This is a genomic window from Paraburkholderia sp. BL9I2N2 (assembly GCF_004339745.1).
In the GTDB taxonomy this organism is placed as follows: domain Bacteria; phylum Pseudomonadota; class Gammaproteobacteria; order Burkholderiales; family Burkholderiaceae; genus Paraburkholderia.
On the sequence record NZ_SMGP01000001.1, the window covers coordinates 665,384 to 688,892 of the forward strand.

The 23,509-nt window shown below is 61.9% G+C and carries 18 protein-coding genes and 1 pseudogene; 15 read left to right on the top strand and 4 right to left on the bottom strand.

Going from position 1 to position 23,509, the window contains the following annotated elements; genetic code table 11:
- The first annotated feature begins 55 nt into the window (after positions 1-55).
- The 3 genes and pseudogenes from carB to B0G74_RS03145 all read left to right on the top strand — a co-directional run bounded on the left by carB (position 56) and on the right by B0G74_RS03145 (position 4,467).
- A pseudogene (carB, locus tag B0G74_RS03135) lies at positions 56-3,309 on the top strand (carbamoyl-phosphate synthase large subunit).
- A 151-nt stretch (positions 3,310-3,460) separates the two neighbouring features.
- Positions 3,461-3,937, top strand: a complete 477-nt coding sequence (greA, locus tag B0G74_RS03140) for a transcription elongation factor GreA (protein ID WP_012433846.1) — start codon at positions 3,461-3,463, stop codon at positions 3,935-3,937.
- A gap of 20 nt (positions 3,938-3,957) precedes the next feature.
- Entirely contained in the window at positions 3,958-4,467 is a 510-nt protein-coding gene (locus B0G74_RS03145; RefSeq protein ID WP_132373610.1) for a DUF4149 domain-containing protein, read from the top strand.
- Between the two features lie 140 nt (positions 4,468-4,607).
- Here B0G74_RS03145 and B0G74_RS03150 read toward each other — a convergent pair whose 3' ends face one another.
- Positions 4,608-5,135 (bottom strand): YhbY family RNA-binding protein, encoded by a 528-nt coding sequence (locus B0G74_RS03150; protein WP_012433844.1) that lies wholly within the window; start codon positions 5,133-5,135, stop codon positions 4,608-4,610.
- Positions 5,136-5,318: 183 nt separating this feature from the next.
- Here B0G74_RS03150 and B0G74_RS03155 point away from each other — a divergent pair, with 183 nt between their 5' ends.
- The 11 genes from B0G74_RS03155 to phoR all read left to right on the top strand — a co-directional run bounded on the left by B0G74_RS03155 (position 5,319) and on the right by phoR (position 17,665).
- Complete coding sequence (locus B0G74_RS03155) at positions 5,319-5,981, top strand: RlmE family RNA methyltransferase (protein ID WP_132373611.1); 663 nt, start codon at positions 5,319-5,321, stop codon at positions 5,979-5,981.
- A 189-nt stretch (positions 5,982-6,170) separates the two neighbouring features.
- Positions 6,171-8,060 carry an ATP-dependent zinc metalloprotease FtsH gene (gene ftsH, locus B0G74_RS03160; protein WP_006051983.1) on the top strand — a complete coding sequence of 630 codons (1,890 nt, stop codon included), beginning with the start codon at positions 6,171-6,173 and terminating at the stop codon, positions 8,058-8,060.
- An 83-nt stretch (positions 8,061-8,143) separates the two neighbouring features.
- Positions 8,144-9,043 (top strand): dihydropteroate synthase, encoded by a 900-nt coding sequence (gene folP, locus B0G74_RS03165; protein ID WP_132373612.1) that lies wholly within the window; start codon positions 8,144-8,146, stop codon positions 9,041-9,043.
- A gap of 27 nt (positions 9,044-9,070) precedes the next feature.
- Positions 9,071-10,429, top strand: a complete 1,359-nt coding sequence (glmM, locus tag B0G74_RS03170; RefSeq protein WP_132373613.1) for a phosphoglucosamine mutase — start codon at positions 9,071-9,073, stop codon at positions 10,427-10,429.
- Positions 10,430-10,836: 407 nt separating this feature from the next.
- Entirely contained in the window at positions 10,837-11,868 is a 1,032-nt protein-coding gene (pstS, locus tag B0G74_RS03180) for a phosphate ABC transporter substrate-binding protein PstS (protein WP_132373614.1), read from the top strand.
- 148 nt (positions 11,869-12,016) lie between these two features.
- A complete protein-coding gene (gene pstC / locus B0G74_RS03185; protein ID WP_132373615.1) occupies positions 12,017-13,018 on the top strand; it encodes a phosphate ABC transporter permease PstC in 1,002 nt (333 codons plus the stop codon).
- A complete protein-coding gene (gene pstA / locus B0G74_RS03190; protein ID WP_132373616.1) occupies positions 13,015-13,911 on the top strand; it encodes a phosphate ABC transporter permease PstA in 897 nt (298 codons plus the stop codon). Before pstC ends, pstA begins: the two co-directional genes overlap by 4 nt.
- Positions 13,912-13,928: 17 nt before the next feature.
- Entirely contained in the window at positions 13,929-14,777 is an 849-nt protein-coding gene (gene pstB / locus B0G74_RS03195; protein WP_132373617.1) for a phosphate ABC transporter ATP-binding protein PstB, read from the top strand.
- A gap of 28 nt (positions 14,778-14,805) precedes the next feature.
- Positions 14,806-15,510, top strand: coding sequence for a phosphate signaling complex protein PhoU (phoU, locus tag B0G74_RS03200; protein ID WP_091792610.1), 705 nt, complete (start codon positions 14,806-14,808; stop codon positions 15,508-15,510).
- 26 nt (positions 15,511-15,536) lie between these two features.
- Entirely contained in the window at positions 15,537-16,238 is a 702-nt protein-coding gene (phoB, locus tag B0G74_RS03205) for a phosphate regulon transcriptional regulator PhoB (RefSeq protein WP_006051991.1), read from the top strand.
- Positions 16,239-16,351: 113 nt separating this feature from the next.
- Positions 16,352-17,665 (top strand): phosphate regulon sensor histidine kinase PhoR, encoded by a 1,314-nt coding sequence (gene phoR, locus B0G74_RS03210; RefSeq protein ID WP_132373618.1) that lies wholly within the window; start codon positions 16,352-16,354, stop codon positions 17,663-17,665.
- Positions 17,666-17,759: 94 nt separating this feature from the next.
- Here phoR and ppk1 read toward each other — a convergent pair whose 3' ends face one another.
- On the bottom strand, positions 17,760-19,823 hold the full coding sequence (gene ppk1, locus B0G74_RS03215; protein WP_132373619.1) for a polyphosphate kinase 1: 2,064 nt from the start codon (positions 19,821-19,823) through the stop codon (positions 17,760-17,762).
- Positions 19,824-20,025: 202 nt separating this feature from the next.
- Here ppk1 and ppx point away from each other — a divergent pair, with 202 nt between their 5' ends.
- On the top strand, positions 20,026-21,651 hold the full coding sequence (gene ppx, locus B0G74_RS03220; protein ID WP_132373620.1) for an exopolyphosphatase: 1,626 nt from the start codon (positions 20,026-20,028) through the stop codon (positions 21,649-21,651).
- A gap of 117 nt (positions 21,652-21,768) precedes the next feature.
- On the opposite strand, the gene B0G74_RS03225 is transcribed toward ppx, so the two are convergent.
- Together B0G74_RS03225 and sixA are read right to left on the bottom strand one after the other, a co-directional pair.
- Positions 21,769-22,581 (bottom strand): GNAT family N-acyltransferase, encoded by an 813-nt coding sequence (locus B0G74_RS03225; protein ID WP_132373621.1) that lies wholly within the window; start codon positions 22,579-22,581, stop codon positions 21,769-21,771.
- A gap of 326 nt (positions 22,582-22,907) precedes the next feature.
- Complete coding sequence (gene sixA / locus B0G74_RS03230) at positions 22,908-23,366, bottom strand: phosphohistidine phosphatase SixA (protein ID WP_132373622.1); 459 nt, start codon at positions 23,364-23,366, stop codon at positions 22,908-22,910.
- Positions 23,367-23,509: the final 143 nt, after the last annotated feature.

A 23,509-nucleotide genomic window follows, 5' to 3' on the forward strand; every position in this document is an offset into this window, starting at 1 on the left:
GTCACGGCGACGCGCGCCGACGGAAAGAATTCAGGAATACATTAGCGAGAGCGTTATGCCCAAGCGGACAGACATCAAGAGCATCCTCATCATCGGCGCGGGTCCGATCATCATCGGCCAGGCGTGCGAGTTCGATTACTCGGCGCGCAGGCATGCAAGGCGCTGCGTGAGGAAGGCTACAAGGTCATTCTCGTCAACAGCAATCCGGCGACGATCATGACCGACCCAAACACGGCCGACGTGACCTACATCGAGCCGATCACGTGGGAAGTGGTCGAGCGCATCATCGCGAAGGAGCGCCCCGACGCGATCCTGCCGACGATGGGCGGTCAGACCGCGCTGAACTGCGCGCTCGATCTGCACGCGCACGGCGTGTTGGAGAAGTACAAGGTCGAGCTGATCGGCGCATCGCCGGAAGCGATCGACAAAGCGGAAGACCGCCAGAAGTTCAAGGACGCGATGACCAAGATCGGCCTCGGTTCGGCCAAATCGGGCACCGCGCATTCCATGGAAGAAGCGCTTCAGGTGCAGGCCGAGATCGCCGCGCAAACGGGCAGCGGCGGCTATCCGGTCGTGATCCGTCCGTCGTTCACGTTGGGCGGTTCGGGCGGCGGCATCGCGTACAACCGCGACGAGTTCGAAGAGATCTGCAAGCGCGGTCTCGATCTGTCGCCCACACGTGAGTTGCTGATCGAAGAGTCGCTGCTCGGCTGGAAAGAGTACGAGATGGAAGTGGTCCGCGACAAGAAGGACAACTGCATCATCGTTTGCTCGATCGAAAACCTGGACCCGATGGGCATCCACACCGGCGACTCGATCACCGTCGCGCCGGCGCAAACGCTCACCGACAAGGAATATCAGGTCCTGCGTAACGCATCGCTCGCGGTGCTGCGCGAGATCGGCGTCGATACCGGCGGTTCGAACGTGCAGTTCTCGATCAATCCGAAAGACGGCCGGATGATCGTGATCGAAATGAACCCGCGCGTGTCGCGCTCGTCGGCATTGGCGTCGAAGGCAACCGGTTTCCCGATCGCCAAGGTCGCTGCCAAGCTCGCCGTCGGCTATACGCTGGATGAGTTGAAGAACGAAATCACCGGCGGTCAAACGCCGGCATCGTTCGAACCGACCATCGACTACGTCGTCACCAAGATTCCGCGTTTCGCGTTCGAAAAATTCCGCGAAGCCGATTCGCGCCTGACCACACAGATGAAGTCGGTCGGCGAAGTGATGGCGATTGGCCGCACCTTCCAGGAGTCGTTCCAGAAGGCGCTGCGCGGTCTGGAAGTCGGCGTCGACGGTCTGGACGAAAAGACCGATAACCGCGACGAGATCATCCGCGAGATCGGCGAAGCCGGTCCGGATCGCATCTGGTACGTGGGCGACGCGTTCCGTGTCGGCATGACGGCCGAAGAGATTTTCGAAGAAACCTCGATCGACCCGTGGTTCCTCGCGCAGATCGAACAGATCATCCTGAAGGAAAAGGCGCTGGCAGGCCGCACGCTCGCGAGCCTCTCGAAGGAAGAGCTGAAGTATCTGAAGCAAAGCGGCTTCTCGGATCGCCGTCTCGCCAGGCTGCTCGGCGCGAAGCCGGCGGAAGTGCGTCAACGCCGTATCGAGTTGAACGTGCGCCCGGTGTACAAGCGCGTCGACACGTGCGCGGCCGAATTCGCCACGAAAACCGCCTACATGTACTCGACCTACGAGGAAGAGTGCGAGGCGAACCCGACCAACAACAAGAAGATCATGGTGCTGGGCGGCGGCCCGAACCGGATCGGCCAGGGCATCGAGTTCGACTACTGCTGCGTGCACGCCGCGCTCGCCATGCGCGAAGACGGCTACGAAACGATCATGGTCAACTGCAACCCTGAAACCGTTTCGACCGACTACGATACGTCCGATCGTCTGTACTTCGAATCGCTGACGCTCGAAGACGTGCTCGAAATCGTCGACAAGGAAAAGCCGGTCGGCGTGATCGTGCAATACGGCGGCCAAACGCCGCTGAAGCTCGCGCTCGATCTCGAAGCGAACGGTGTGCCGATCGTCGGCACGTCGCCGGACATGATCGACGCCGCCGAAGACCGCGAGCGTTTCCAGAAGCTGCTGCAGGACCTCGGCCTGCGTCAGCCGCCGAACCGCACCGCGCGCGCCGAAGACGAAGCGCTCAAGCTCGCCGACGAAATCGGCTATCCGCTGGTGGTGCGTCCGTCGTATGTGCTCGGCGGCCGCGCGATGGAAATCGTCCACGAACCGCGCGACCTCGAGCGCTATATGCGCGAGGCCGTGAAGGTGTCGAACGATTCGCCGGTGCTGCTCGACCGCTTCCTGAACGACGCGATCGAATGCGACGTGGATTGCATCTCCGACGGCGAAGCCGTGTTCATCGGCGGCGTGATGGAACACATCGAACAGGCCGGTGTGCACTCGGGCGACTCGGCGTGCTCGCTGCCGCCGTATTCGCTGTCGAAGGAAACCGTGGCCGAGTTGAAGCGCCAGACCGGCGCGATGGCGAAAGCACTGAACGTGATCGGCCTGATGAACGTGCAGTTCGCGATTCAGCAGGTGCCGCAGGCAGACGGCTCGAAAGAAGACGTGATCTACGTGCTCGAAGTGAATCCGCGCGCCTCGCGCACGGTGCCGTACGTGTCGAAGGCAACGAGCCTGCCGCTCGCGAAGATCGCGGCGCGTGCGATGGTCGGTCAGACGCTCGCGCAGCAAGGCGTGACGAAGGAAATCGATCCGCCGTACTTCAGCGTGAAGGAAGCCGTGTTCCCGTTCGTCAAGTTCCCGGCAGTCGATCCGGTGCTCGGACCGGAAATGCGTTCGACCGGCGAAGTGATGGGCGTGGGCGAGACGTTCGGCGAAGCGCTGTTCAAGTCGCAACTCGCGGCGGGTTCGCGTCTGCCGGAGTCGGGCACGGTGCTGTTGACCGTGATGGACGCGGACAAGCCGAAGGCCGTCGAAGTCGCGCGCATGCTGCACGAACTCGGCTATCCGATCGTCGCGACCAAGGGCACGGCCGCCGCGATCGAAGCGGCCGGCGTGCCGGTGAAGGTCGTCAACAAGGTGAAGGACGGCCGTCCGCACATCGTCGACATGATCAAGAACGGCGAAATCGCGCTGGTCTTCACGACTGTCGACGAGACCCGTGCCGCGATCGCTGACTCGCGCTCGATCCGCATGAGCGCGCAGGCGAACAAGGTCACGTACTACACGACCATGTCGGGTGCGCGTGCTGCCGTCGAAGGTTTGCGCTATTTGAAGGACCTGGAAGTCTATGATTTACAAGGCCTCCACGCTCGCCTAAACTAAGGCTTCGAATACCTGTCCAAGATGTAAGTGCCGCGGTTAAGCGGCGTTCCGCAGGTGCTTGGCGCCGAGCTTTGCTCAGCGCTCTGGCCCCGGCGGAATGCACTTAACCGCGGTGATTTTTTTTACGGCTGTTTTTTGCATAGAGTTGTTTATGAGCACTGTTCCATTGACGAAGCGCGGTGCGGAAATGTTGCGCGATGAATTGCAGCGCCTGAAATCGGTTGAGCGTCCTTCGGTGATCAATTCGATCGCGGAAGCGCGTGCCCAGGGCGATCTGTCGGAAAACGCGGAATACGACGCGGCGAAGGAAAAGCAGGGCTTTATCGAAGGCCGGATTGCTGAAATCGAATCAAAGCTGGCCGGCGCGCAGGTGATCGACCCGGCGGCGGTGGAAGCGGACGGTCGCGTGGTGTTCGGCGCGACGGTGGAACTGGAAGATCTGGACTCGGGTGCGTCCGTCAAATATCAGATCGTCGGCGACGACGAAGCGGACATCGACCATGGTTTGATCTCGATCAGTTCGCCGATCGCGCGCGCCCTGATCGGCAAGTCGGAAGGCGACGTTGCGTCGGTGCAGGCACCGGGCGGCGTGCGCGAATACGAAATCATCGCGGTTAGCTACGTTTGAAGGCGGTTCCGGTGTCCCAGATGCCGCATCGATTTTTCCGTTTGTTGACGGTGGTGTGGGTCGGTAGTCTGCTGACTATCGGCTATGCCGTCGCACCCGTGCTGTTCACTTCGCTCGACCGGATGACGGCGGGCGCGGTGGCGGCGCAACTGTTTCGCATTGAAGGCGTGCTGGGTGCGGTGTGCGGCATTTTGCTGCTCGGTCTCGCGAATGTGCTGGTTCGGCGCGGCAGCGATGCGTATCGCCGTTTGCGCTGGCTGATTGCCGGCATGCTGGTGTGCGTGCTGGTCGGTTACTTCGCGTTGCAGCCGTTTATGAATGCAATGCGCATTGCCGCGCTAGAAGCGGGCAGCGATGTCGGACACTCGGTTTATGCGACGCGCTTCGGCATTCTGCACGGCGTCTCGAGTCTGTTCTATCTGATCGAAAGCCTGCTGGGCGTGGCGCTGGTGTGGAAACTGCCTGCCGGCGCAGGCATTGTGCCGGCGGAGCAGGGTGCTCGCGGCACGGCGGGGAAGGTCGCTGGCTGAGGCAATCCGCTAAAGCTGCTTTGCAGCGCCTGAGCGTGCAAACTGGCGTAGCGAGCTTGCCAGGCACCGTTGGGCTTTCGGGTCTTGATCACGTAGCCCACGTCAAGGTGCGGACGCCGCCCGCACCTATCATCATTCGCTTATTTCGACGATTGATGCGAGCGCTTCGCGCTGGTCTGGCGCTTCTTGGCGCGCTTGATGTTGCCGCCTTGCGTCACGCGTTCATTGCCGCGTACCACGACCGCTTTGGCCTTGGGTTTGCGCATCGGGATTTCGCTGGGCTTCACCACGGTCACGACGCGCGGCGCACGGCCCTTACCCGGTTTGGCTTCCACGGCGGCTTCGCGAGCGCTCGGCAGCGCGCCGCGTTTGGTCTTCACCGCCGGCTGCGCGGCTTCCGGCTTCCAGATCACCAGCAGCTTGCCGATATGCTGGATCGGCGCGGCGTTCAGCTTGTCGCAGATTTCTTCATAGATCGCGATGCGCTCTTCGCGTTCGTCGCCGAACACGCGGATTTTGATGAGCTGATGAGCACCAAGGTGGACCTTGATCTCGGAGAGCACAGCGTCGGTCAAGCCTTCGGCGCCGACGAGCACGACCGGTTTGAGCGCATGTGCCTGGGAGCGCAACTCGGCGCGTTGGTCGGAAGAGACTTTGAGGGCGGGCATGGAAAGTGGGAGACTCGACTAAAATGGCGGCACCTGCATTTCCGAGAGATTCGGCCAATTGCGCAGGGCGGCGCGTCAGAACAACAGAATCGCGGATGACTGCCAGTTTTGGCGGTGTCCGCGCGAATTAACCGCGTATTATCCCCTAAAGCGTGTCATAACGCAGCAAGAGTTCAACGCTTAATGGCAAAAAACAAGTTCAACACGGCGTGGTTGCATGATCACATCAACGACCCGTACGTAAAAATGGCGCAGCGGGAGGGCTATCGTGCCCGTGCAGCCTACAAGCTCAAAGAAATCGACGAGCAGGACAAGCTGATCCGTCCGGGGCAGGTGATCGTCGACCTCGGCTCGGTGCCGGGCAGTTGGAGTCAGTACGCGCGTAACAAGCTCGCAAAGGGTTCGCAGCGCGACGCCGAGCGCGAAGGGGGCATTGACGGCACGATCATCGCGCTGGATATCCTCCCCATGGAGCCGATCGCCGACGTCACGTTCATTCAGGGCGACTTTCGTGAAGACACCGTGCTGGGCCAACTCGAAGAATTGGTCGGAGAACGCCAGGTTGATCTTGTAATTTCGGATATGGCGCCCAACCTGTCGGGAGTGGCGGTGGCGGATGCGGCGCGAATCGAGCATTTATGCGATCTCGCGCTGGAATTCTCACAAAATCACCTGAAGTCGGATGGTGCCCTTTTAGTCAAATGCTTTCACGGCAGCGGTTACAGCCAGATTGTCGAAAAGTTCAAGCATCAGTTCAAGGTGGTGGCGGCCCGCAAGCCGAAAGCCTCGCGGGACAAGTCGTCAGAAACATTTATTTTGGGTAAGCATCTCAAGCGGCCCGCATAGGGGCGCTGCAGGACGGTTCCGCATCTGCCGATAATGCGATCACGGCCCCGGAAATGGGTGTAGCAATGGCCCGCTGCGCTATTTCTGTGGTAGTGAAACCTTATGGCAGGGGTCTGCGGACTGGATTAGAATGCTTTCGTGGTGCCGCAAGGCAAATGTAGGCGCCCGTCTAAGTGAAGGAGTGGTGCTTTGAACAACAATATGTTTTCGAAAGCAGCAGTGTGGCTGGTTATCGCACTGGTGCTGTTTACGGTGTTCAAGCAGTTCGACAAGCCCCGTGTCCAGGAAGGCGTTTCCTATTCGCAGTTCATGGACGACGCGAAGAACGGCAAAGTCAAGAACGTCATTGTCCAGGGGCGGAACCTCACGGTCACTCCAGCAGACGGCCAGAAGTACCAGATCGTGTCGCCCGGCGACATCTGGATGGTCGGCGATCTGATGAAGTATGGCGTTCAGGTGAGCGGCAAGGCTGATGACGAACCCAATGCGCTGGTGTCCGCGCTGTACTACCTCGGGCCGACGATCCTGATCATCGGTTTCTGGTTCTACATGATGCGACAGATGCAGGGGGGCGGGAAAGGTGGTGCGTTCTCGTTCGGTAAATCCCGTGCACGTCTGATCGACGAAAACAACAACGCAATCAATTTCACCGACGTCGCCGGTTGCGACGAAGCCAAGGAAGAAGTCTCCGAACTGGTCGACTTCCTGCGCGATCCGCAGAAATTCCAGAAGCTGGGCGGCCGCATTCCACGCGGCGTGCTGCTGGTCGGTCCGCCGGGAACCGGTAAGACGCTGCTCGCGCGTGCTATCGCGGGTGAAGCGAAAGTGCCGTTCTTCAGCATCTCGGGTTCGGACTTCGTGGAAATGTTCGTCGGTGTCGGCGCGGCGCGTGTGCGCGACATGTTCGAGCAGGCCAAGAAGCACGCACCGTGCATCGTGTTTATCGACGAAATCGACGCGGTCGGCCGTCACCGTGGCGCCGGCATGGGCGGCGGTAACGACGAACGCGAACAGACCTTGAACCAGATGCTGGTCGAGATGGACGGCTTCGAAGCGAACTCGGGCGTGATCGTGATCGCTGCAACGAACCGTTCGGACGTGCTCGACAAGGCGCTGCTGCGTCCGGGCCGTTTCGACCGTCAGGTGTATGTCGGTCTGCCGGATATTCGCGGCCGTGAGCACATCATGAAGGTTCACCTGCGCAAGGTGCCGATTTCGAACGACGTCGACGCAGCGGTGATCGCACGCGGCACGCCGGGCTTCTCGGGCGCCGACCTCGCGAACCTCGTGAACGAAGCGGCTCTGTTCGCGGCACGCCGCGGCAAGCGCATCGTCGAAATGACGGACTTCGAAGACGCGAAGGACAAGATCTTCATGGGTCCGGAGCGCAAGTCGGCCGTGATCCGCGAAGAATCGAAGCGCGCCACGGCGTACCACGAGTCGGGCCATGCGGTGATCGCCAAGCTGTTGCCGAAGGCCGATCCGGTGCACAAGGTCACGATCATTCCGCGTGGCCGTGCGCTGGGCGTGACGTGGCAGTTGCCGGAGCACGACAACGAAACGTATTCGAAGGACTACCTGCTGGATCGTCTCGCGATCCTGTTCGGTGGCCGCGTCGCGGAAGAGCTGTTCCTGAACCTGATCAGCACCGGCGCATCGGACGACTTCAACAAGGCGACGCAAACGGCGCGTGCCATGGTGGCTCGCTTCGGTATGACTGACGCACTCGGACCGATGGTCTACGTCGACGACGAAAACGACGCCACGCCGTTTGGCCGCGGTTTCACGCGCACCATTTCGGAAGCGACGCAACAGAAGGTCGACGCAGAAATTCGCCGCGTGCTGGATGAGCAATACAACCTCGCGAAGCGTCTGCTGGACGAGAACCGCGACAAGGTCGAAGCGATGACCGCCGCACTGATGGAGTGGGAAACGATCGACGCCGATCAGATCAACGACATCATGGCAGGCCGTCCGCCGCGTTCGCCGAAGAGCTCGCCGCCGTCGGCAAGCGACGCCTCGTCGGGCGGCAGCCCGGGCACCGAGGTCAAGCCGGGCAGCGCGACCGCGCCGGCCTGATAGGCGACCAGTAGAAAGTGCGGGCCGGTGTGTTTCACACCGGCCCGTTTTGCATTTATCCGTTTTGCGTGAAGCACCACCACGTGTCGAAAGTCGAATTCCCTTCTTTGCCTATTCCCGAGCCGCTGCAATGCGGCCGCTTCAAGCTGACCTTTGAACGCCCGTTGGTCATGGGCATTCTGAACGTCACGCCCGATTCTTTTTCCGACGGCGGCAAGTACGCGATGCGCGGCGATGCGTTGCGCCAGGCCGAGCGCATGATGCTCGACGGCGCGGACATCATCGATATCGGCGGCGAATCGACGCGTCCCGGCGCGCCCCCAGTGCCGCTCGACGAAGAGCTGGAGCGGGTGATCCCGCTCGTCGAGCAACTGCGCGGCGCGAATGTACCGTTGTCTGTCGACACCTACAAGCCCGAAGTGATGCGCCACACGTTGGCTGCGGGGGCGGATCTGATCAACGACATCTGGGGCTTCCGGATGCCCGGCGCAATCGACGCGGTGCGCGACAGTGAATGCGGCCTGTGCGTCATGCACATGCTTGGCGAGCCGCAGACCATGCAGCTCGGCGAGCCCGTCTATGATGATGTAGTGAGCGAGGTTCGGGATTTTCTCGAGGAGCGTGTCGAGGCGCTGAAGCGGGCGGGCATCGCGCGTGCTCGTATCAGCGTGGACCCAGGTTTCGGCTTCGGCAAGTCCGTAGTCGAGCATAATTACGCGCTGCTTGCACACTTGCCGGAAACGGCGCCGCGAGCGGAGCCGCCGTACCCGATTCTTGCCGGCATGTCGCGCAAGTCGATGGTCGGCGCGGTGGTGGGACGGCCGGCGCCGGACCGCGTCGCGGGCAGTATTGCGGCGGCGGTGTGCGCCGCTGAACGGGGCGCTGCGATTCTGCGCGTGCACGACGTCGCGCAAACAGTAGATGCATTGAAAGTATGGGCAGCCATGCGCGACGCGGCGAAGCACAGCCGCGCGCGCGGTTGAACCCACAGCCAAGGAGGAAGATAAAACATGGCACGTCGTTATTTCGGAACGGACGGCATTCGGGGCAAAGTCGGCGAAGGACCTATCACGCCGGAGTTTGTATTGCGGCTCGGCTACGCGGCCGGCAAGGTATTGGCAGGCGCGGACCGCTGGGCGAGGACAGGCACGCGGCCAACTGTGTTGATCGGTAAAGACACGCGGGTGTCGGGCTACATGCTCGAAGCCGCGCTCGAATCGGGTTTTTCCGCGGCCGGTGTGGATGTGATGCTGGCCGGCCCGATGCCGACCCCCGGCATCGCCTATCTGACGCGCGCGTTGCGGCTTGCCGCGGGCGTGGTCATCAGCGCATCGCACAACCCGTACTACGACAACGGCATCAAATTTTTCTCCGCCGACGGCAACAAGCTGCCGGACGAAGTGGAAGCGCTGATCGAAGAGCAACTCGATTTGCCGCTCGCCTGTGCCGCATCCGAGCAACTCGGCAAGGCGCGGCGTCTCGACGACGCGGCGGGCCGCTACATCGAGTTCTGCAAGAGCACGTTTCCCGCTGCGTTCGATCTGCGTGGTCTGAAACTGGTGGTCGACTGCGCGCATGGCGCCGCGTATGACGTCGCGCCGCATGTGTTCCACGAACTCGGCGCCGAAGTGATTCCGATCGGCGTCGCGCCGAACGGCTTCAACATCAACGACGGTGTCGGCGCGACCGCACCGGATGCGCTGGTGCGCGCTGTGCGCGCGAATCATGCGGACCTGGGCATTGCGCTCGATGGCGACGCTGATCGTCTGCAGGTGGTCGATTCGGCAGGGCGCCTCTATAACGGCGACGAACTGCTGTACGTCCTGGTCAAGGATCGTGTTGCGACCGACGGCAAGGTGGAAGGCGCGGTCGGCACCTTGATGACGAATATGGCGGTGGAAGTGGCGCTGCAGGAAGCCGGCGTGAAGTTCGTCCGCGCGGCGGTCGGCGACCGCTACGTGCTCGAGCAGTTGCGCGAACACGGCTGGCAACTCGGCGCGGAAGGCTCCGGCCATATTCTTTCACTCGACCGCCATTCCACGGGCGACGGCATTGTGTCCGCGTTGCTGGTGCTCGCGGCCATGAAACGCAGCGAAAAATCGCTCGCCGACCTGCTCGACGGCGTCACGCTGTTCCCGCAGAAGCTGATCAACGTGCGCATGAAGCCCGACGCGGACTGGAAGAGCAGCGACGTGATCCGCCGTGCCATCGCCAAGGCCGAGAGCGCGCTGAACGGCCGCGGCCGCGTGCTGATCCGCGCGTCCGGCACGGAGCCGGTGCTGCGCGTGATGGTCGAAGCGGAGAATGTCGCCGACGCGCTTCAGCATGCGGAGTCGATTGCCGACGCGGTGAAAGAGGCTACGGCGTAAGCCACGTGCATTAGCGGCACAGCGCGGCGGGGCGATGGCAACATCGCCCCGCCGCGCTGTGCCGCCCATTCGCAACCAGCCACCGGTAACCCGCCACCAAACCCCACCGCCACCCCCCGTCTCCACCAACCCTGTCCCACCCGCGGCCCATTGCTGCACCACCCGGCCTCACTCATCTTCCCCGAACACGCACCCGCAAACGTTCGCGCCCCATCTTTTTCGCCTAATCTGTAGAGCGACGCCCCGATCGTCGCGAAACCGGCAATTTCTCCGTTCAAGCGCCTTTCAGGTCTGTAATCCAACTGTCACATCCGTTTCACGGTCAGTCACGTTACTGTCACAAAGAGACCCTAAGCTTCGCGGTGTTCGTCTTACACGCTCACACCGCTCACACCTTTGGAGGTCTCATGAAATTGATGCAAACCGTGTTCGCTGGCGTCGCTGGCGCGCTTTTCGCGATCGCAGCGCAAGCCGCAGACATCACCGGCGCGGGCAGCACCTTCGCAGCACCGATTTACACGAAGTGGGCCGACTCGTATCAGAAGTCCGGCGGCGGCAAGGTTAACTATCAGGGCATCGGTTCGTCGGGCGGCGTGAAGCAGATCGTCGCGAAGACCGTCGACTTCGCCGGTTCGGACGCTCCGTTGAAGGACGACGAACTCGCCAAAGAAGGCCTGTTCCAGTTCCCGACGGTGGTCGGCGGCGTGGTGCCGGTCGTCAACGTGCCGGGCGTGAAGCCGGCTGAACTGACGCTGTCGGGCGAAGTGCTCGGCGACATCTATCTGGGCAAGATCAAGAAGTGGAACGATCCGGCGATCGTTGCGCTGAACCCGAAGGTCAAGCTGCCGGATACCGACATCGCCGTGGTTCGCCGCGCCGATGGTTCGGGCACCAGCTTCATCTGGACGAACTATCTGTCGAAGGTCAACGCAGACTGGAAGTCGAAGGTCGGTGAAGGTTCGACGGTCAACTGGCCGACGGGCACGGGCGGCAAGGGCAACGACGGCGTCGCGGCCTTCGTGCAACGTCTGCCGGGCGCAATCGGCTACGTGGAATGGGCGTACGCGAAGCAGAACCACATGACGTATGTGGCGTTGAAGAATTCGTCGGGCGCAGTGGTCGAGCCGAAGACGGACACCTTCAAGGCAGCGGCAGCAGGCGCGGACTGGTCGAAGTCGTTCTACCAGATCCTGACGAACGAGCCGGGCAAGAACGCATGGCCGATCGTCGGCGCGACGTTCGTGCTGGTTCACACGACGCAGGACAAGGCGCCGCAAGGCACCGAAACGCTGAAGTTCTTCGACTGGGCATTCAAGAACGGCACGCAAGCCGCAAACGATCTGGACTACATCTCGTTGCCGGATTCGGTCGTGTCGGAAATCCGCACGCAGTGGAAGTCGAAGGTGAAGGACGCTTCGGGCAAGGCAATCGCCGAGTAAAAGAGGCAATGAGCACAGCGCTCAGCATCCGTAGTACGTAACACGTTGGCCGTCCTCATGCGAGGACGGCCAATGGCTTTAACCACCGGCACTACCGGCCGCACGACACGTGTCATACGGCAACTGGAAACAGGTCCATCAGGCTCTCATGTCCGATATCCAATTAGCGTCCGGCGCGAGCAGGTCGACCCCGCCCGGCAGCGCTTCGCAGCAGAAAGCGCCTAGCCGCGCCGGCGACGTGATCTTCGGCGGTCTCACGCGCCTCGCCGCCATCATCACCTTGTTGCTGCTCGGCGGCATCATCGTTTCGCTGATCGTCGCGTCCTTGCCGTCGATCAAGCAATTCGGCCTCAGCTTCCTGTGGACCGCCGACTGGGATCCACCCAGCAAGCAATTCGGCGCTCTGGTGCCGATCTACGGCACGATCGCCACGTCGATCATTGCACTCATCATCGCGGTGCCCGTCAGCTTCGGCATCGCGCTTTTCCTGACTGAACTCGCGCCCGCGTGGCTGCGCCGCCCGCTCGGCATCGCGATCGAACTGCTCGCCGCGATTCCGTCGATCGTGTACGGCATGTGGGGTCTGCTGGTGTTCGCGCCGATCTTCGCGACGTGGTTCGAAAAGCCGCTCGGCGCGGTGCTCGGCGGCATTCCGGTGGTTGGGGCGCTGTTTCAGGGCGCGCCGATCGGCATCGGCATCCTGTGCGCGGGTGTGATTCTCGCGATCATGATCATTCCGTACATCGCCTCGGTGATGCGCGACGTGTTCGAAGTCACGCCGGTCTTGCTGAAGGAATCGGCGTACGGCATCGGCTGCACGACGTGGGAAGTGATGTGGAAGATCGTGCTGCCCTTCACCAAGAGCGGCGTGATCGGCGGCGTGATGCTGGGTCTGGGCCGCGCGCTCGGCGAGACCATGGCTGTCACGTTCGTGATCGGCAACACCAATCTGCTCGACAACGTGTCGCTGTTTTCGCCGGGCAACAGCATTACGTCGGCGCTCGCCAACGAATTCGCCGAAGCGGATCCGGGTCTGCATACGTCGGCGTTGATGGAACTCGGCCTCATCCTGTTCGTGATTACTTTCATCGTGCTGGCGATCTCCAAGGTCATGCTGCTTCGCCTCGAAAAAGGGGAGGGCGCGAAATGAGCCAGCCCACTTTGAATATGCCGGGTTCGAACGACGCGGTCGCGCTCGAAGCGATGCGCGTGCGTCTGCAAGGCCGCCGCCGCATGAAGAACGCGGTTGCGCTGACCATGTCGCTCGCCGCGATGGCGTTCGGCCTGATCTGGCTGATCTGGATTCTGTACACGACCTTGCGCCTCGGTATCGGTGGCTTGTCGGTCGAGTTGTTCACGCAATCGACGCCGCCGCCGAACACCGACGGCGGTGGTCTCGCCAATGCGATCGTCGGCAGCCTGATGCTGGTCGGACTCGCGACTTTCGTCGGCACGCCGATCGGTATTCTGGCGGGCGTCTATCTTGCCGAATACGGTCAGAAGGGTTGGCTCGCGAGTTTCACGCGCTTCATCAACGACATTCTGTTGTCGGCGCCCTCGATCGTGGTGGGTCTGTTCGTCTACGCGCTGGTCGTCGCGAAGATGGGCCACTTCAGCGGCTGGGCCGGCGTATTCGCGCTCGCCTTGCTGCAGATTCCGATCGTGATCCGCACCACGGAAAACATGCTGAAACTGGTGCCGAACGCATTGCGTGAAGCGGCTTTCGCACTCGGCACGCCGAAGTGGAAGATGGTGCTGTCGATCACGCTGAAGGCGTCGATCGCGGGTATCGTCACCGGCGTGTTGCTCGGCGTGGCGCGTATCGCAGGAGAAACCGCGCCGCTGCTCTTCACGGCGCTGTCGAATCAGTTCTTCTCGATGGACATGGGCCAGCCGGTCGCGAACCTGCCGGTCACGATCTACAAGTTTGCGATGAGCCCGTTCGCGCAGTGGCAATCGCTCGCGTGGGCCGGCGTTTTCCTGATCACGCTCGCGGTGCTGGGACTGAACATCCTCGCGCGCACGATCTTCTCGAACAAGTAAGGGCGGAGTGTAATCCGATGAATATGGCAGAAACTCAACTCAATCCGATCGCGCGTCCCACTGCGCCCGCCGGTTTCGATCCCGCCCAGAGTGGCCAGTCGCAGGCGTCGTCGCGCCCGAAGATCGAGATCAACGACCTGAACTTCTTCTACGGCAAGTATCACGCGCTGAAGAACATCAATCTGCAGATTCCCGAAGGCAAGGTGACCGCATTCATCGGCCCGTCGGGCTGCGGCAAGTCCACGCTGCTGCGTACGCTGAACAAGATGTACGCGCTCTATCCGGAACAGCGCGCCGAAGGCGAGATCCTGATGGACGGCGAAAACCTGCTGACCTCCAAGCGCGATATCTCGCTCTTGCGCGCGCGGATCGGCATGGTGTTTCAGAAGCCGACGCCGTTTCCGATGTCGATCTACGACAACATCGCGTTCGGCGTGAAGATGTTCGAAACGCTGCCGCGCTCGGAAATGGACGACCGCGTGGAATGGGCGCTGACCAAGGCCGCGCTGTGGAACGAAGTGAAGGACAAGCTCGGCCAGAGCGGCTACGGTCTGTCGGGCGGCCAGCAGCAGCGTCTGTGCATTGCGCGCGGTATCGCGATTCGTCCGGAAGTGCTCCTGCTCGACGAGCCGTGCTCGGCGCTGGACCCGATTTCGACGGGCCGTATCGAAGAGTTGATCGCCGAACTGAAGAGCGATTACACGGTGGTGATCGTCACGCACAACATGCAACAGGCGGCTCGCTGTTCGGACTACACTGCCTACATGTACCTCGGCGAGTTGATCGAATTCGGCGATACCGAAAAGATCTTCATCAAGCCGGTCCGCAAGGAAACCGAGGATTACATCACTGGCCGCTTCGGTTAAAACGCCGAGCAAAACAAGGGAGTACGACATGTCCGACAAACACCTGTCCAGCCAGTTCGACGCCGACCTGAATCTGGTTTCCTCCAAGGTGCTCGAAATGGGCGGTCTGGTCGAATCGCAGATCGTCAAGGCCATGCAGGCGCTCAACGAATTCGATCTCGACATCGCCGAACAGGTGATCGCCGCGGAAGAGCGCCTGAACAAGATGGAAGTGGAAATCGACGAAGAGTGCAGCAACATCATCGCGCGCCGTCAGCCGGCCGCGCGTGACCTGCGCCTGCTGATCGCGATTTCGAAGACCATCACGAATCTCGAGCGCGCCGGCGACGAAGCCGAAAAAATCGCCAAGCGCACCAAGCGTTTGATGGAAGACGGCGCCTCGCGCACCATCAATATCGCCGAGATCAAGTTGTCGGGTGAAATGGCGGTGTCGATTCTGCGCCGCGCGCTCGACGCGTTCGCGCGCCTCGACACGGTCGCCGCCGCGCAGATCGTGCGCGACGATAAAGCGATCGACGAAGAATTCCGCGCTTTCGTGCGCAAGCTGATTTCGTACATGACGGAAGATCCGCGTTCGATCTCGGTGGGCCTCGACTTCCTCTTTATCGCCAAGGCGATCGAGCGGATCGGCGACCACGCGAAGAACATCGCCGAATTCATCATCTACATCGTCAAGGGCACGGACGTGCGGCACAAGTCGCGCGACGCGCTCGAACGCGAAGCACTCAGTTAATCCAGATATAAGGACCAGAGGTGCCGATGCCCAGCAGCATTCTCGTCATTGAAGATGAGCCCGCCATTTCCGAACTGATTTCGGTCAATCTTCAACACGCCGGTCACTGCCCGATTCGCGCGTACAACGCGGAACAGGCGCAGAACCTGATCAGCGACGTACTGCCCGACCTCGTCCTGCTCGACTGGATGTTGCCGGGAAAATCGGGCATCGCGTTCGCTCGCGATCTGCGCAACAACGAGCGCACGAAGCATATTCCGATCATCATGCTGACCGCGCGTGGCGATGAGCAGGACAAAGTGCTCGGCCTCGAAATCGGCGCCGACGACTACGTCACCAAGCCGTTCTCGCCGAAGGAACTGATGGCGCGCATCAAGGCGGTGTTGCGCCGCCGTGCGCCGCAGTTGACCGAAGACGTGGTCGCGATCAACGGCCTCAAGCTCGATCCGGCAACCCACCGCGTGGCTGCGCATGCCGAAGGCAGCGAGATCAAGCTCGATCTCGGCCCGACGGAATTCCGTCTGCTGCACTTTTTCATGACGCACCCGGAGCGCGTGCACAGCCGCACGCAACTGCTCGATCAGGTTTGGGGCGACCACGTGTTCGTCGAAGAGCGCACGGTGGACGTGCATATCAAGCGTCTGCGCGCGGCTCTCAAGCCTGCTGGATGCGATGCTATGATTGAGACAGTGCGCGGCAGCGGCTACCGGCTTGCGAAGAGCGCCTGACGCTCGCTCAGCGGTGGCGCTGTTCGAGCCCGCTTCGGATACGTCATCTTCGCAACGATAGGCGCCGCGGTTCCCATCACGGCGCATAGGCCTTTCTCTTCGATCGCTAGACCATGAACATCATCTGGGCGCGCTCCATCGTGTCGGTCGTGCTGCTGGCTGTTCTGTGCGTGGTGGTCGGCGCACTCGTGAACGTCAAGGCAGCGCTCGTCCTCGCGATTGTCATGCTGCTCGCGCAGAGCCTTTTCAGCACCTTTCATAAACAGCGTCTGTGGCGTTTGCTCGACGCGCCGGTTTACGGCGAAGTGCCGAGCGCCCCCGGCATCTGGGGCGAAATCTACTACCGTCTGCACAAGCTCGCGAAGCGCTGGCACGCCCAGGTGCGCCAGGTCGAGCAGCAGCATTCGCGCTTCATCCAGGCGATCCAGGCCTCGCCGAACGGCGTGGCGATGCTCGACGATCACGATCAGATCGAGTGGTGCAACGCGATCTCCGAACTCCATTTCGGGCTGGATGCGAAGCGCGATCTGCGCCAGCACATCACGCATCTGGTGCGTCAGCCGGACTTCGTTCGCTATCTGAATTCGTCCCGCTACGAAGAAATGCTGATCATGCGCGGCATGGGCGACAAGCGCCAGAACGTGCTGTCGGTGCAGGTGTTTCCGTACGGCGAGAATCGCAAGCTGGTGCTCTCGCAAGACATTACCGAACTCGAGCGGACCGACGCCATGCGGCGCGATTTCGTGGCCAATGTTTCGCATGAACTGAAGACGCCGCTCACGGTGCTCTCGGGTTTTCTGGAAACCATGCGCGAGTTGCCGTTGAGCGAAGGCGAGCGTTCGCGCTATCTCGAACTGATGGAGCAGCAGGCTTCGCGCATGCGCCATATCGTCAGCGATCTGCTGGTGCTCGCCAAACTCGAAGGCGACAACAAGCCGCCGAGCGATCAGATGATCGATATGCGCGCGGTGTTGCGGCATCTGCGCGACGACGCGGAAAACCTGTCGAGCGATCATCACAAGATCGTGTTCGATGCCGACGAAGGGCTCACCGTCACCGGCGTCGAAACGGAAATTCTCAGTGCGTTCGGCAATCTCGTCACGAACGCGATTCGTTACACGCCGGACGGCGGTGCGATCAAGGTGGCTTGGCACGCGCAAGGCGGCAATGCGGTGTTTTCCGTGACGGACAGCGGACTCGGCATTCCCTCTGCGGACATTCCGCGGTTGACCGAGCGTTTCTATCGCGTCGATCGCAGCCGTTCACGCGACACCGGCGGTACGGGCCTCGGCCTCGCGATCGTCAAGCACGTGCTGCAACGTCACGATGCGCAACTCGATGTGAAGAGCGAAGAGGGACGTGGCAGCACGTTCACCGTGCGCTTCCCGGTGTACCGCACGGCGCGCCGGCAACCTGCGCCGGCTTGAACGTACATGCATCGACCTGAAAAAAGCCCGCATGTTGCGGGCTTTTTTACGCGTGTCTGTCGCTAGCTCGCCAAAGCGAGTGCAATCACTAACGTTACGAACAGAATTTCCCCAGCAGGCTCATCTGCGCGTTGCGCGAGGACTTGCCCGGCCGGCGGCGCCGATAATGCCCGTCGCTTTGCATGAGCCAGGCGGACTGATTGTCGCCGAGAAATGCCGACAGACCTTCGGCGATCACGCGCCGCTTCAAACGGCGATTGTTGACCGGGAACGCCACTTCCACGCGCCGGAAGAAATTGCGGTCCATCCAGTCGGCGCTCGACAGGTAGACCTGCTCCTTGCCGCCGTCGTAGAAGTAGAAAATGCGATGGTGTTCGAGAAAGCGCCCGACGATCGAGCGCACGGTGATGTTCTCCGAAAGCCCCGCCACACCCGGCTGCAACGAACACACGCCACGCACGATCAGATCGATCTTCACGCCGGCCTTCGCGGCTTCATACAACTCGGCGATCACCGTGGGTTCGAGCAGCGCGTTCATCTTCGCGACGATGCGTGCTTTCTTGCCGGCGCGCGCATGCTCGGCTTCGGCGCGAATCGCTTCGACCAGTTTCGGATGGAGCGTGAACGGCGATTGCCACAACTCGTGCAGCTTCAGTTCGCCGCCAATGCCGGTCAGCTGCTGGAACACGTGATGCACGTCTTCGCAGATTTTCTGATCGGCGGTCATCAGGCCGAAGTCGGTGTAAAGGCGTGCCGTGCGCGGATGGTAGTTGCCGGTGCCGAGGTGCACATAGCGCTTGAGCGTGGCCTTACCGCCCACCGACACGCGCCGCACGATCAGCATCATCTTCGCGTGGCACTTGTGGCCCACCACGCCGTACACCACGTGCGCGCCGACCGCTTCGAGCTGCGAGGCCCAATTGATGTTGGTTTCTTCGTCGAAGCGCGCGAGCAATTCGACCACCACCGTGACTTCCTTGCCGTTGCGCGCGGCTTGCATCAGCGCGTCCATCAGCGGCGAATCGGTGCCGGTGCGATAGATGGTCTGCTTGATCGCGACCACGTTCGGATCTTTGGCCGCCTGCAGCAACAGTTCGAGCACCGGCTGAAAGCTCTCATACGGATGGTGCAGCAGCACGTCGCCCTGATCGATCACGTCGAACATGTTGGCGCTGTTGGCGATCTGCGGCGGAATCGCGGGAATGTGCGGCACGAACTTCAGATCGGGGCGGTCCACCATCTCCGGCAATTGCATCAGCCGCACGAGATTGACGGGGCCGTCGGCGTAATAGCAATCCTTGTTGGACAGGCCGCTTTCGTCGAGCAGGCGCCGCACGACATGCGTGGGCGTTTCCGCCGACACTTCGAGCCGCACGGCGTTGCCCAGATGCCGCGCCGGCAATTCGCCCTGCAACGCGACACGCAGGTTGGTGATTTCATCTTCGTCGACGAACAGTTCGCTGTTGCGCGTGATGCGAAACTGATTGCAACTGCGCACCACGAGGTTGGGAAACAGTTCGCCGACAAAGCGTTGCAATAGCGAACTCAGCAGCACGAAGCCATGCGGATAGCCCGACAGGTCTTGCGGCATGCGCACGAGCCGCGGCAGCGCGCGGGGCGCCTGCACGATGCCCATCATCGCCTGACGGCCGAACGCGTCCTTGCCTTCCAGTTCGACAACGAAGTTCAGGCTCTTGTTGAGCACGCGTGGAAACGGGTGCGCCGGATCGAGTCCGATCGGCGTGAGCACGGGCAAAAGTTCGTCGAAGAAGTAGTTGCGCGCCCATTCGGTCTGCGCTTCGTTCCACGCTTCCGTGCCGTGAAAATAGATGCCTTCTGTTTCGAGCGCGGTGAGCACCGTGTCGTGCAGCATGGTGTATTGACGATGTACGAGCTTCTGTGCGCGTTCGACCACGAGGTCGTACACGTGCTGCAGCGACATGCCGTCCGGCGACAGTGCGCCGGGGTTGTCGCGCATCTGTTCCTGTAGCCCGGCCATGCGGACTTCGAAGAATTCGTCGAGATTGCTACTGGTGATGCAGATGAAACGCAGGCGTTCGAGCAAAGGGACGGCTGGGTCGGCAGCTTGTGCCAACACACGCTCGTTGAAACCCAGAATGCCCAGCTCGCGATTCAATAAGGGGTAGCGGATGGACATCGGCAGCGAGAATGGAATGTCAGGAAGGGAGGCGGAAAGACGCTCGGAAATTCTCACAGTATGATGACGTTGTTATGACATTCTCGATGTTTTAAATTCTACGCCGTATTCGCCGCGTGTCGTCAATATGACGCAGTGTGTATGGGACCATGGGGCACCCCCATTGCTGCGAGGTGACATCGTGAGGCCCGGTACGCTTAGAATGGCGTCTTTGAACAGCGCGGCCGGCCATAAGGCGCCCAAGGCACCCAATGGATATGCGGCGCGCTCTGCATCCAACGCTGCCGCGCTCGCGCGCATGGAGCACGCTTACCCGATGGTCAATACTCCGCAACTCCTCGCTGCCGTCGATCTCGGCTCGAACAGCTTCCGGCTGATCGTGGGCCGGGTCGAGGAAACCGACGCGGGCAGCCAGATTTATCAGGTCGATGCCTTGCGCGAGCCGGTGCGCCTTGCCGCCGGTCTGTCGCGCGACAAGATGCTCGACCGTGCTTCGCAGGTGCGCGGCTGGGACGCACTCAAGCGTTTCGGCGAGCGTCTTCGCGACTTCCATCCCGATCACGTTCGCGCGGTCGCCACCAACACGTTGCGCATCGCCAAGAATGCCGGCGAATTTCTCGGCGAGGCGCAAGCCGCGCTCGGTTTCCCGATCGAAGTGATTGCCGGGCGCGAAGAAGCGCGCCTGATCTACGCGGGGGCAGCACACTCCGTGCCCGCGAGCCCGGGCAAACGTCTTGTGGTCGACATCGGCGGCGGCTCGACGGAATTCATCATCGGCTCGCATTACACGCCCATCAAGATGGAGAGCCTGTATATCGGTTGCGTGAGCCATAGCCGTGCGTTTTTCCCGGCCGGCAACGTCGACGAATACACGATGCGCCAGGCCGAACTCGCCGCGGGCCGCGAAATCCAGATCATTTCCGCCGAGTACAAGAAAACCGGCTGGGAGCAGGCGATCGGCTCGTCGGGCACCGCGCGCGCATTGGCCGAACTGGTCGAGGCGAACGGCTTCAACGATCCGGGCGTCACGCATGGCATCTCGCGCGGTGGGCTCGAACGGCTCAAGCGCGCGCTGATCAAGGCGGAGAACGTCAATCGGCTGAAGCTCGTCGCGTTGAAGGGCGATCGCGTTCCGGTGCTGGCCGGTGGCCTGTCGATCATGATCGCGGTGTTCGACGAACTCGGCGTCGACTATGTCGATACCACGGACGGCGCGCTGCGCCTCGGCGTGCTGTACGACCTGCTGGGCCGTTCGCAGCACGAGGACATGCGCACGGTGACGGTGGAAGGCTTCATGCGCCGCTATGGCGTGGATCGCGCGCAGGCTGGGCGCATCGGCGAACTCGCGGTGCGCTTCTACGACCAGTTCGCGGAACCCGACGAAGAACGCCGCGCGGAAAACCGCATGTTCCTCGGTTGGGCCGCTGCGCTGCACGAAATTGGGCTGTCCATCTCGCACAGCGCGTATCACAAGCATTCGGCCTATATCGCGAGCAACGCGGACATGCCGGGCTTTTCGCGCACCGATCAGGCGCGGCTCGCCGCGCTCGTGCTCGGTCACGCGGGCAAGCTCGGCAAGCTGTCGCAAACACGCGAAGTGGAGTGGCCGCTGCTGTTCTGTTTGCGGCTCGCGGCGCTGTTGTGCCGGCGGCGTGCGGATGTCGGCTTGCCGGGCATCTCGGTGGCGCAGGTCAACGGCGGTTATGAGGTGCGCTTGCCGAACGAGTGGGTTGCGAACAATCCGTTGACCGACTACAGCCTGATTCAGGAGGCCGCGGAGTGGGAGAAGGTCGGCATTCCGTATCGCGTGGTCTATACGGACGATTGAGGTCTTGCCCGCGCACTGCGCATGAATGAGAAAGCCCGGCAATTGCCGGGCTTTTTTTGTCGCAGCGTGTTTTGTTTCGCCGACGCGCATCAAAGCGCGTCGCGCGAACGAGTCCGCTCAGCGCGGCAGCGCATCGCCGAGGAAGTGGCGAGCGTAACGCGCGTTGATATCGGACAAACGGAACAGCGTCAGGAAATCCGCGGTATTGAAATCGGGATCCCATGCCGGCGCGCCGCAAATCTTTGCGCCAAGACGCAGATAACCCTTCACCAGCGGCGGCGGCGCTACCTCGGCGCCCGTCTGCAGTTCATCGACCGGCAGCGGCGTGTGCGGAAACGCGCGATATTCCGGCGCGGTCAGCGCGTTGTCGCGCAGCGAGCAATACAGATTCGCCGCGTAGTGGCCGCCGTCGACCATCGCCACGCTCGCGCAGCCGAGCATCGTCTCGTAGCCGTTGTGCTTCATGTAGGCGGCGAGACCCGCCCACAGCGACATGATCACCGAGCCGCTGCGATAGTCGGGATGCACGCACGAACGGCCCACTTCGACCATCTTGGCGCGCAGGTGCGTCAGACGCGACACGTCGAATTCGCTTTCCGCATACAGGCGGCCGATACGCGCGGCCTGATGCGGTGGCAACGCGCGATACGTGCCGACCACTTTCAACGTGTCGAGATCGCGCACCAGCAGGTGATCGCAGTAGGAGTCGAACGAATCGACGTCGAGACCCGCGGGGCCCGTCAGGCGTGCACCCATTTCGTCGGCGAATACGCGGTAGCGCAGACGCTGGGCTTCGCGCAGCTCTTCGTCGGTGCGAGCCCACGTGACTTGCAGGCGATGCTGGGCGGTGACCGTTTCCTCGGCGCGCGGCAGACGGCGCGACTCGAAGATCGAAGCGAGGGGCAGGGTAGGCGTCGGCAGTTCTCGCATTGGGGGGTCCTGGTCGAAAAAAGGGAGATTTCTTTTTTCGCCAATGTAGTAACGCCTGGTGACGCTCGCATGGCAAACCCATGACGATTGGATGACTGCCCGTAAGCTGCTTGCCCGCGGCTTGTAATGTCGCGAGGGGGAGCGGCGAGTGTTGTTTCCGTGCGAAACGTGGGGAATCGAGGAATGGGTGGGAGCGATTCGAGCGCCGGGACGATGCCATCCCGGCGATGTGGGTGAAGTGTGTGATCGATGCGGGCAGAGCGGCGGTGCTCGTGCGCCGCGTGGGATTTTATGGACCGCCGGTTTGGTTGAGACGCGAATCCGATTCAGACCAGATCAGGACTCATGGCGGCTCGCAGCACGGCCTGGTCGTCGCCGTCGCGCTCACGGCTCGCAATCCACCACACGCCGGCTTTCTTCAGCGGCCAGCTCGCGGCGCTGTTGCCGAGCAGACGCGCGGCGACGTGACCGAGCGTCGGTTGATGGCCGACGATCACCACCGTCTGCGCGATGCCCTTGGGCCAACCGGCGGCGTTGAGCACGTCGTCCGCGCTCGCGTTGGGCGCGAGTTCGCGCACGACGCGATATTGATCGCTCAGCGTCTCGGCGGTCTGGATGGTGCGTACGGCTGGGCTTGCGAGCACCACGGCGTCGTCGGGCAGCCGCGTGCGCAGCCATTTGGCGACGTTTTGCGCCTGCTTGCGGCCACGGGTGGTGAGCGCGCGCGCGAGGTCGGTGCTGGCGATGTCTTCGGCTTCGGCGTGACGCCAGAGAATCAGATCCATGGGTGTCTCCTTGACTCTGGTTGCGGCGCTTGAGCCTGATCAGGCGTGCGCCAGGTTTCAGTCACTGTCTCACGCGGGCTCGCCGGGCCGCAAGGCGATGGCTCAGGCTGACCGTATAAGCGTTCCGGTATATCGCAACCACG

Excerpts from the sequence above, each read along its gene's own strand:
- greA (WP_012433846.1), top strand. The coding sequence starts at position 3,461 with ATGAGCACTGTTCCATTGACGAAGCGCGGTGCGGAAATGTTGCGCGAT.
- B0G74_RS03145 (WP_132373610.1), top strand. The coding sequence starts at position 3,958 with ATGCCGCATCGATTTTTCCGTTTGTTGACGGTGGTGTGGGTCGGTAGT.
- B0G74_RS03150 (WP_012433844.1), bottom strand. The coding sequence starts at position 5,135 with ATGCCCGCCCTCAAAGTCTCTTCCGACCAACGCGCCGAGTTGCGCTCC.
- B0G74_RS03155 (WP_132373611.1), top strand. The coding sequence starts at position 5,319 with ATGGCAAAAAACAAGTTCAACACGGCGTGGTTGCATGATCACATCAAC.
- glmM (WP_132373613.1), top strand. The coding sequence starts at position 9,071 with ATGGCACGTCGTTATTTCGGAACGGACGGCATTCGGGGCAAAGTCGGC.
- pstS (WP_132373614.1), top strand. The coding sequence starts at position 10,837 with ATGAAATTGATGCAAACCGTGTTCGCTGGCGTCGCTGGCGCGCTTTTC.
- pstC (WP_132373615.1), top strand. The coding sequence starts at position 12,017 with ATGTCCGATATCCAATTAGCGTCCGGCGCGAGCAGGTCGACCCCGCCC.
- pstA (WP_132373616.1), top strand. The coding sequence starts at position 13,015 with ATGAGCCAGCCCACTTTGAATATGCCGGGTTCGAACGACGCGGTCGCG.
- pstB (WP_132373617.1), top strand. The coding sequence starts at position 13,929 with ATGAATATGGCAGAAACTCAACTCAATCCGATCGCGCGTCCCACTGCG.
- phoU (WP_091792610.1), top strand. The coding sequence starts at position 14,806 with ATGTCCGACAAACACCTGTCCAGCCAGTTCGACGCCGACCTGAATCTG.
- phoB (WP_006051991.1), top strand. The coding sequence starts at position 15,537 with ATGCCCAGCAGCATTCTCGTCATTGAAGATGAGCCCGCCATTTCCGAA.
- phoR (WP_132373618.1), top strand. The coding sequence starts at position 16,352 with ATGAACATCATCTGGGCGCGCTCCATCGTGTCGGTCGTGCTGCTGGCT.
- ppk1 (WP_132373619.1), bottom strand. The coding sequence starts at position 19,823 with ATGTCCATCCGCTACCCCTTATTGAATCGCGAGCTGGGCATTCTGGGT.
- ppx (WP_132373620.1), top strand. The coding sequence starts at position 20,026 with ATGGCGTCTTTGAACAGCGCGGCCGGCCATAAGGCGCCCAAGGCACCC.
- B0G74_RS03225 (WP_132373621.1), bottom strand. The coding sequence starts at position 22,581 with ATGCGAGAACTGCCGACGCCTACCCTGCCCCTCGCTTCGATCTTCGAG.
- sixA (WP_132373622.1), bottom strand. The coding sequence starts at position 23,366 with ATGGATCTGATTCTCTGGCGTCACGCCGAAGCCGAAGACATCGCCAGC.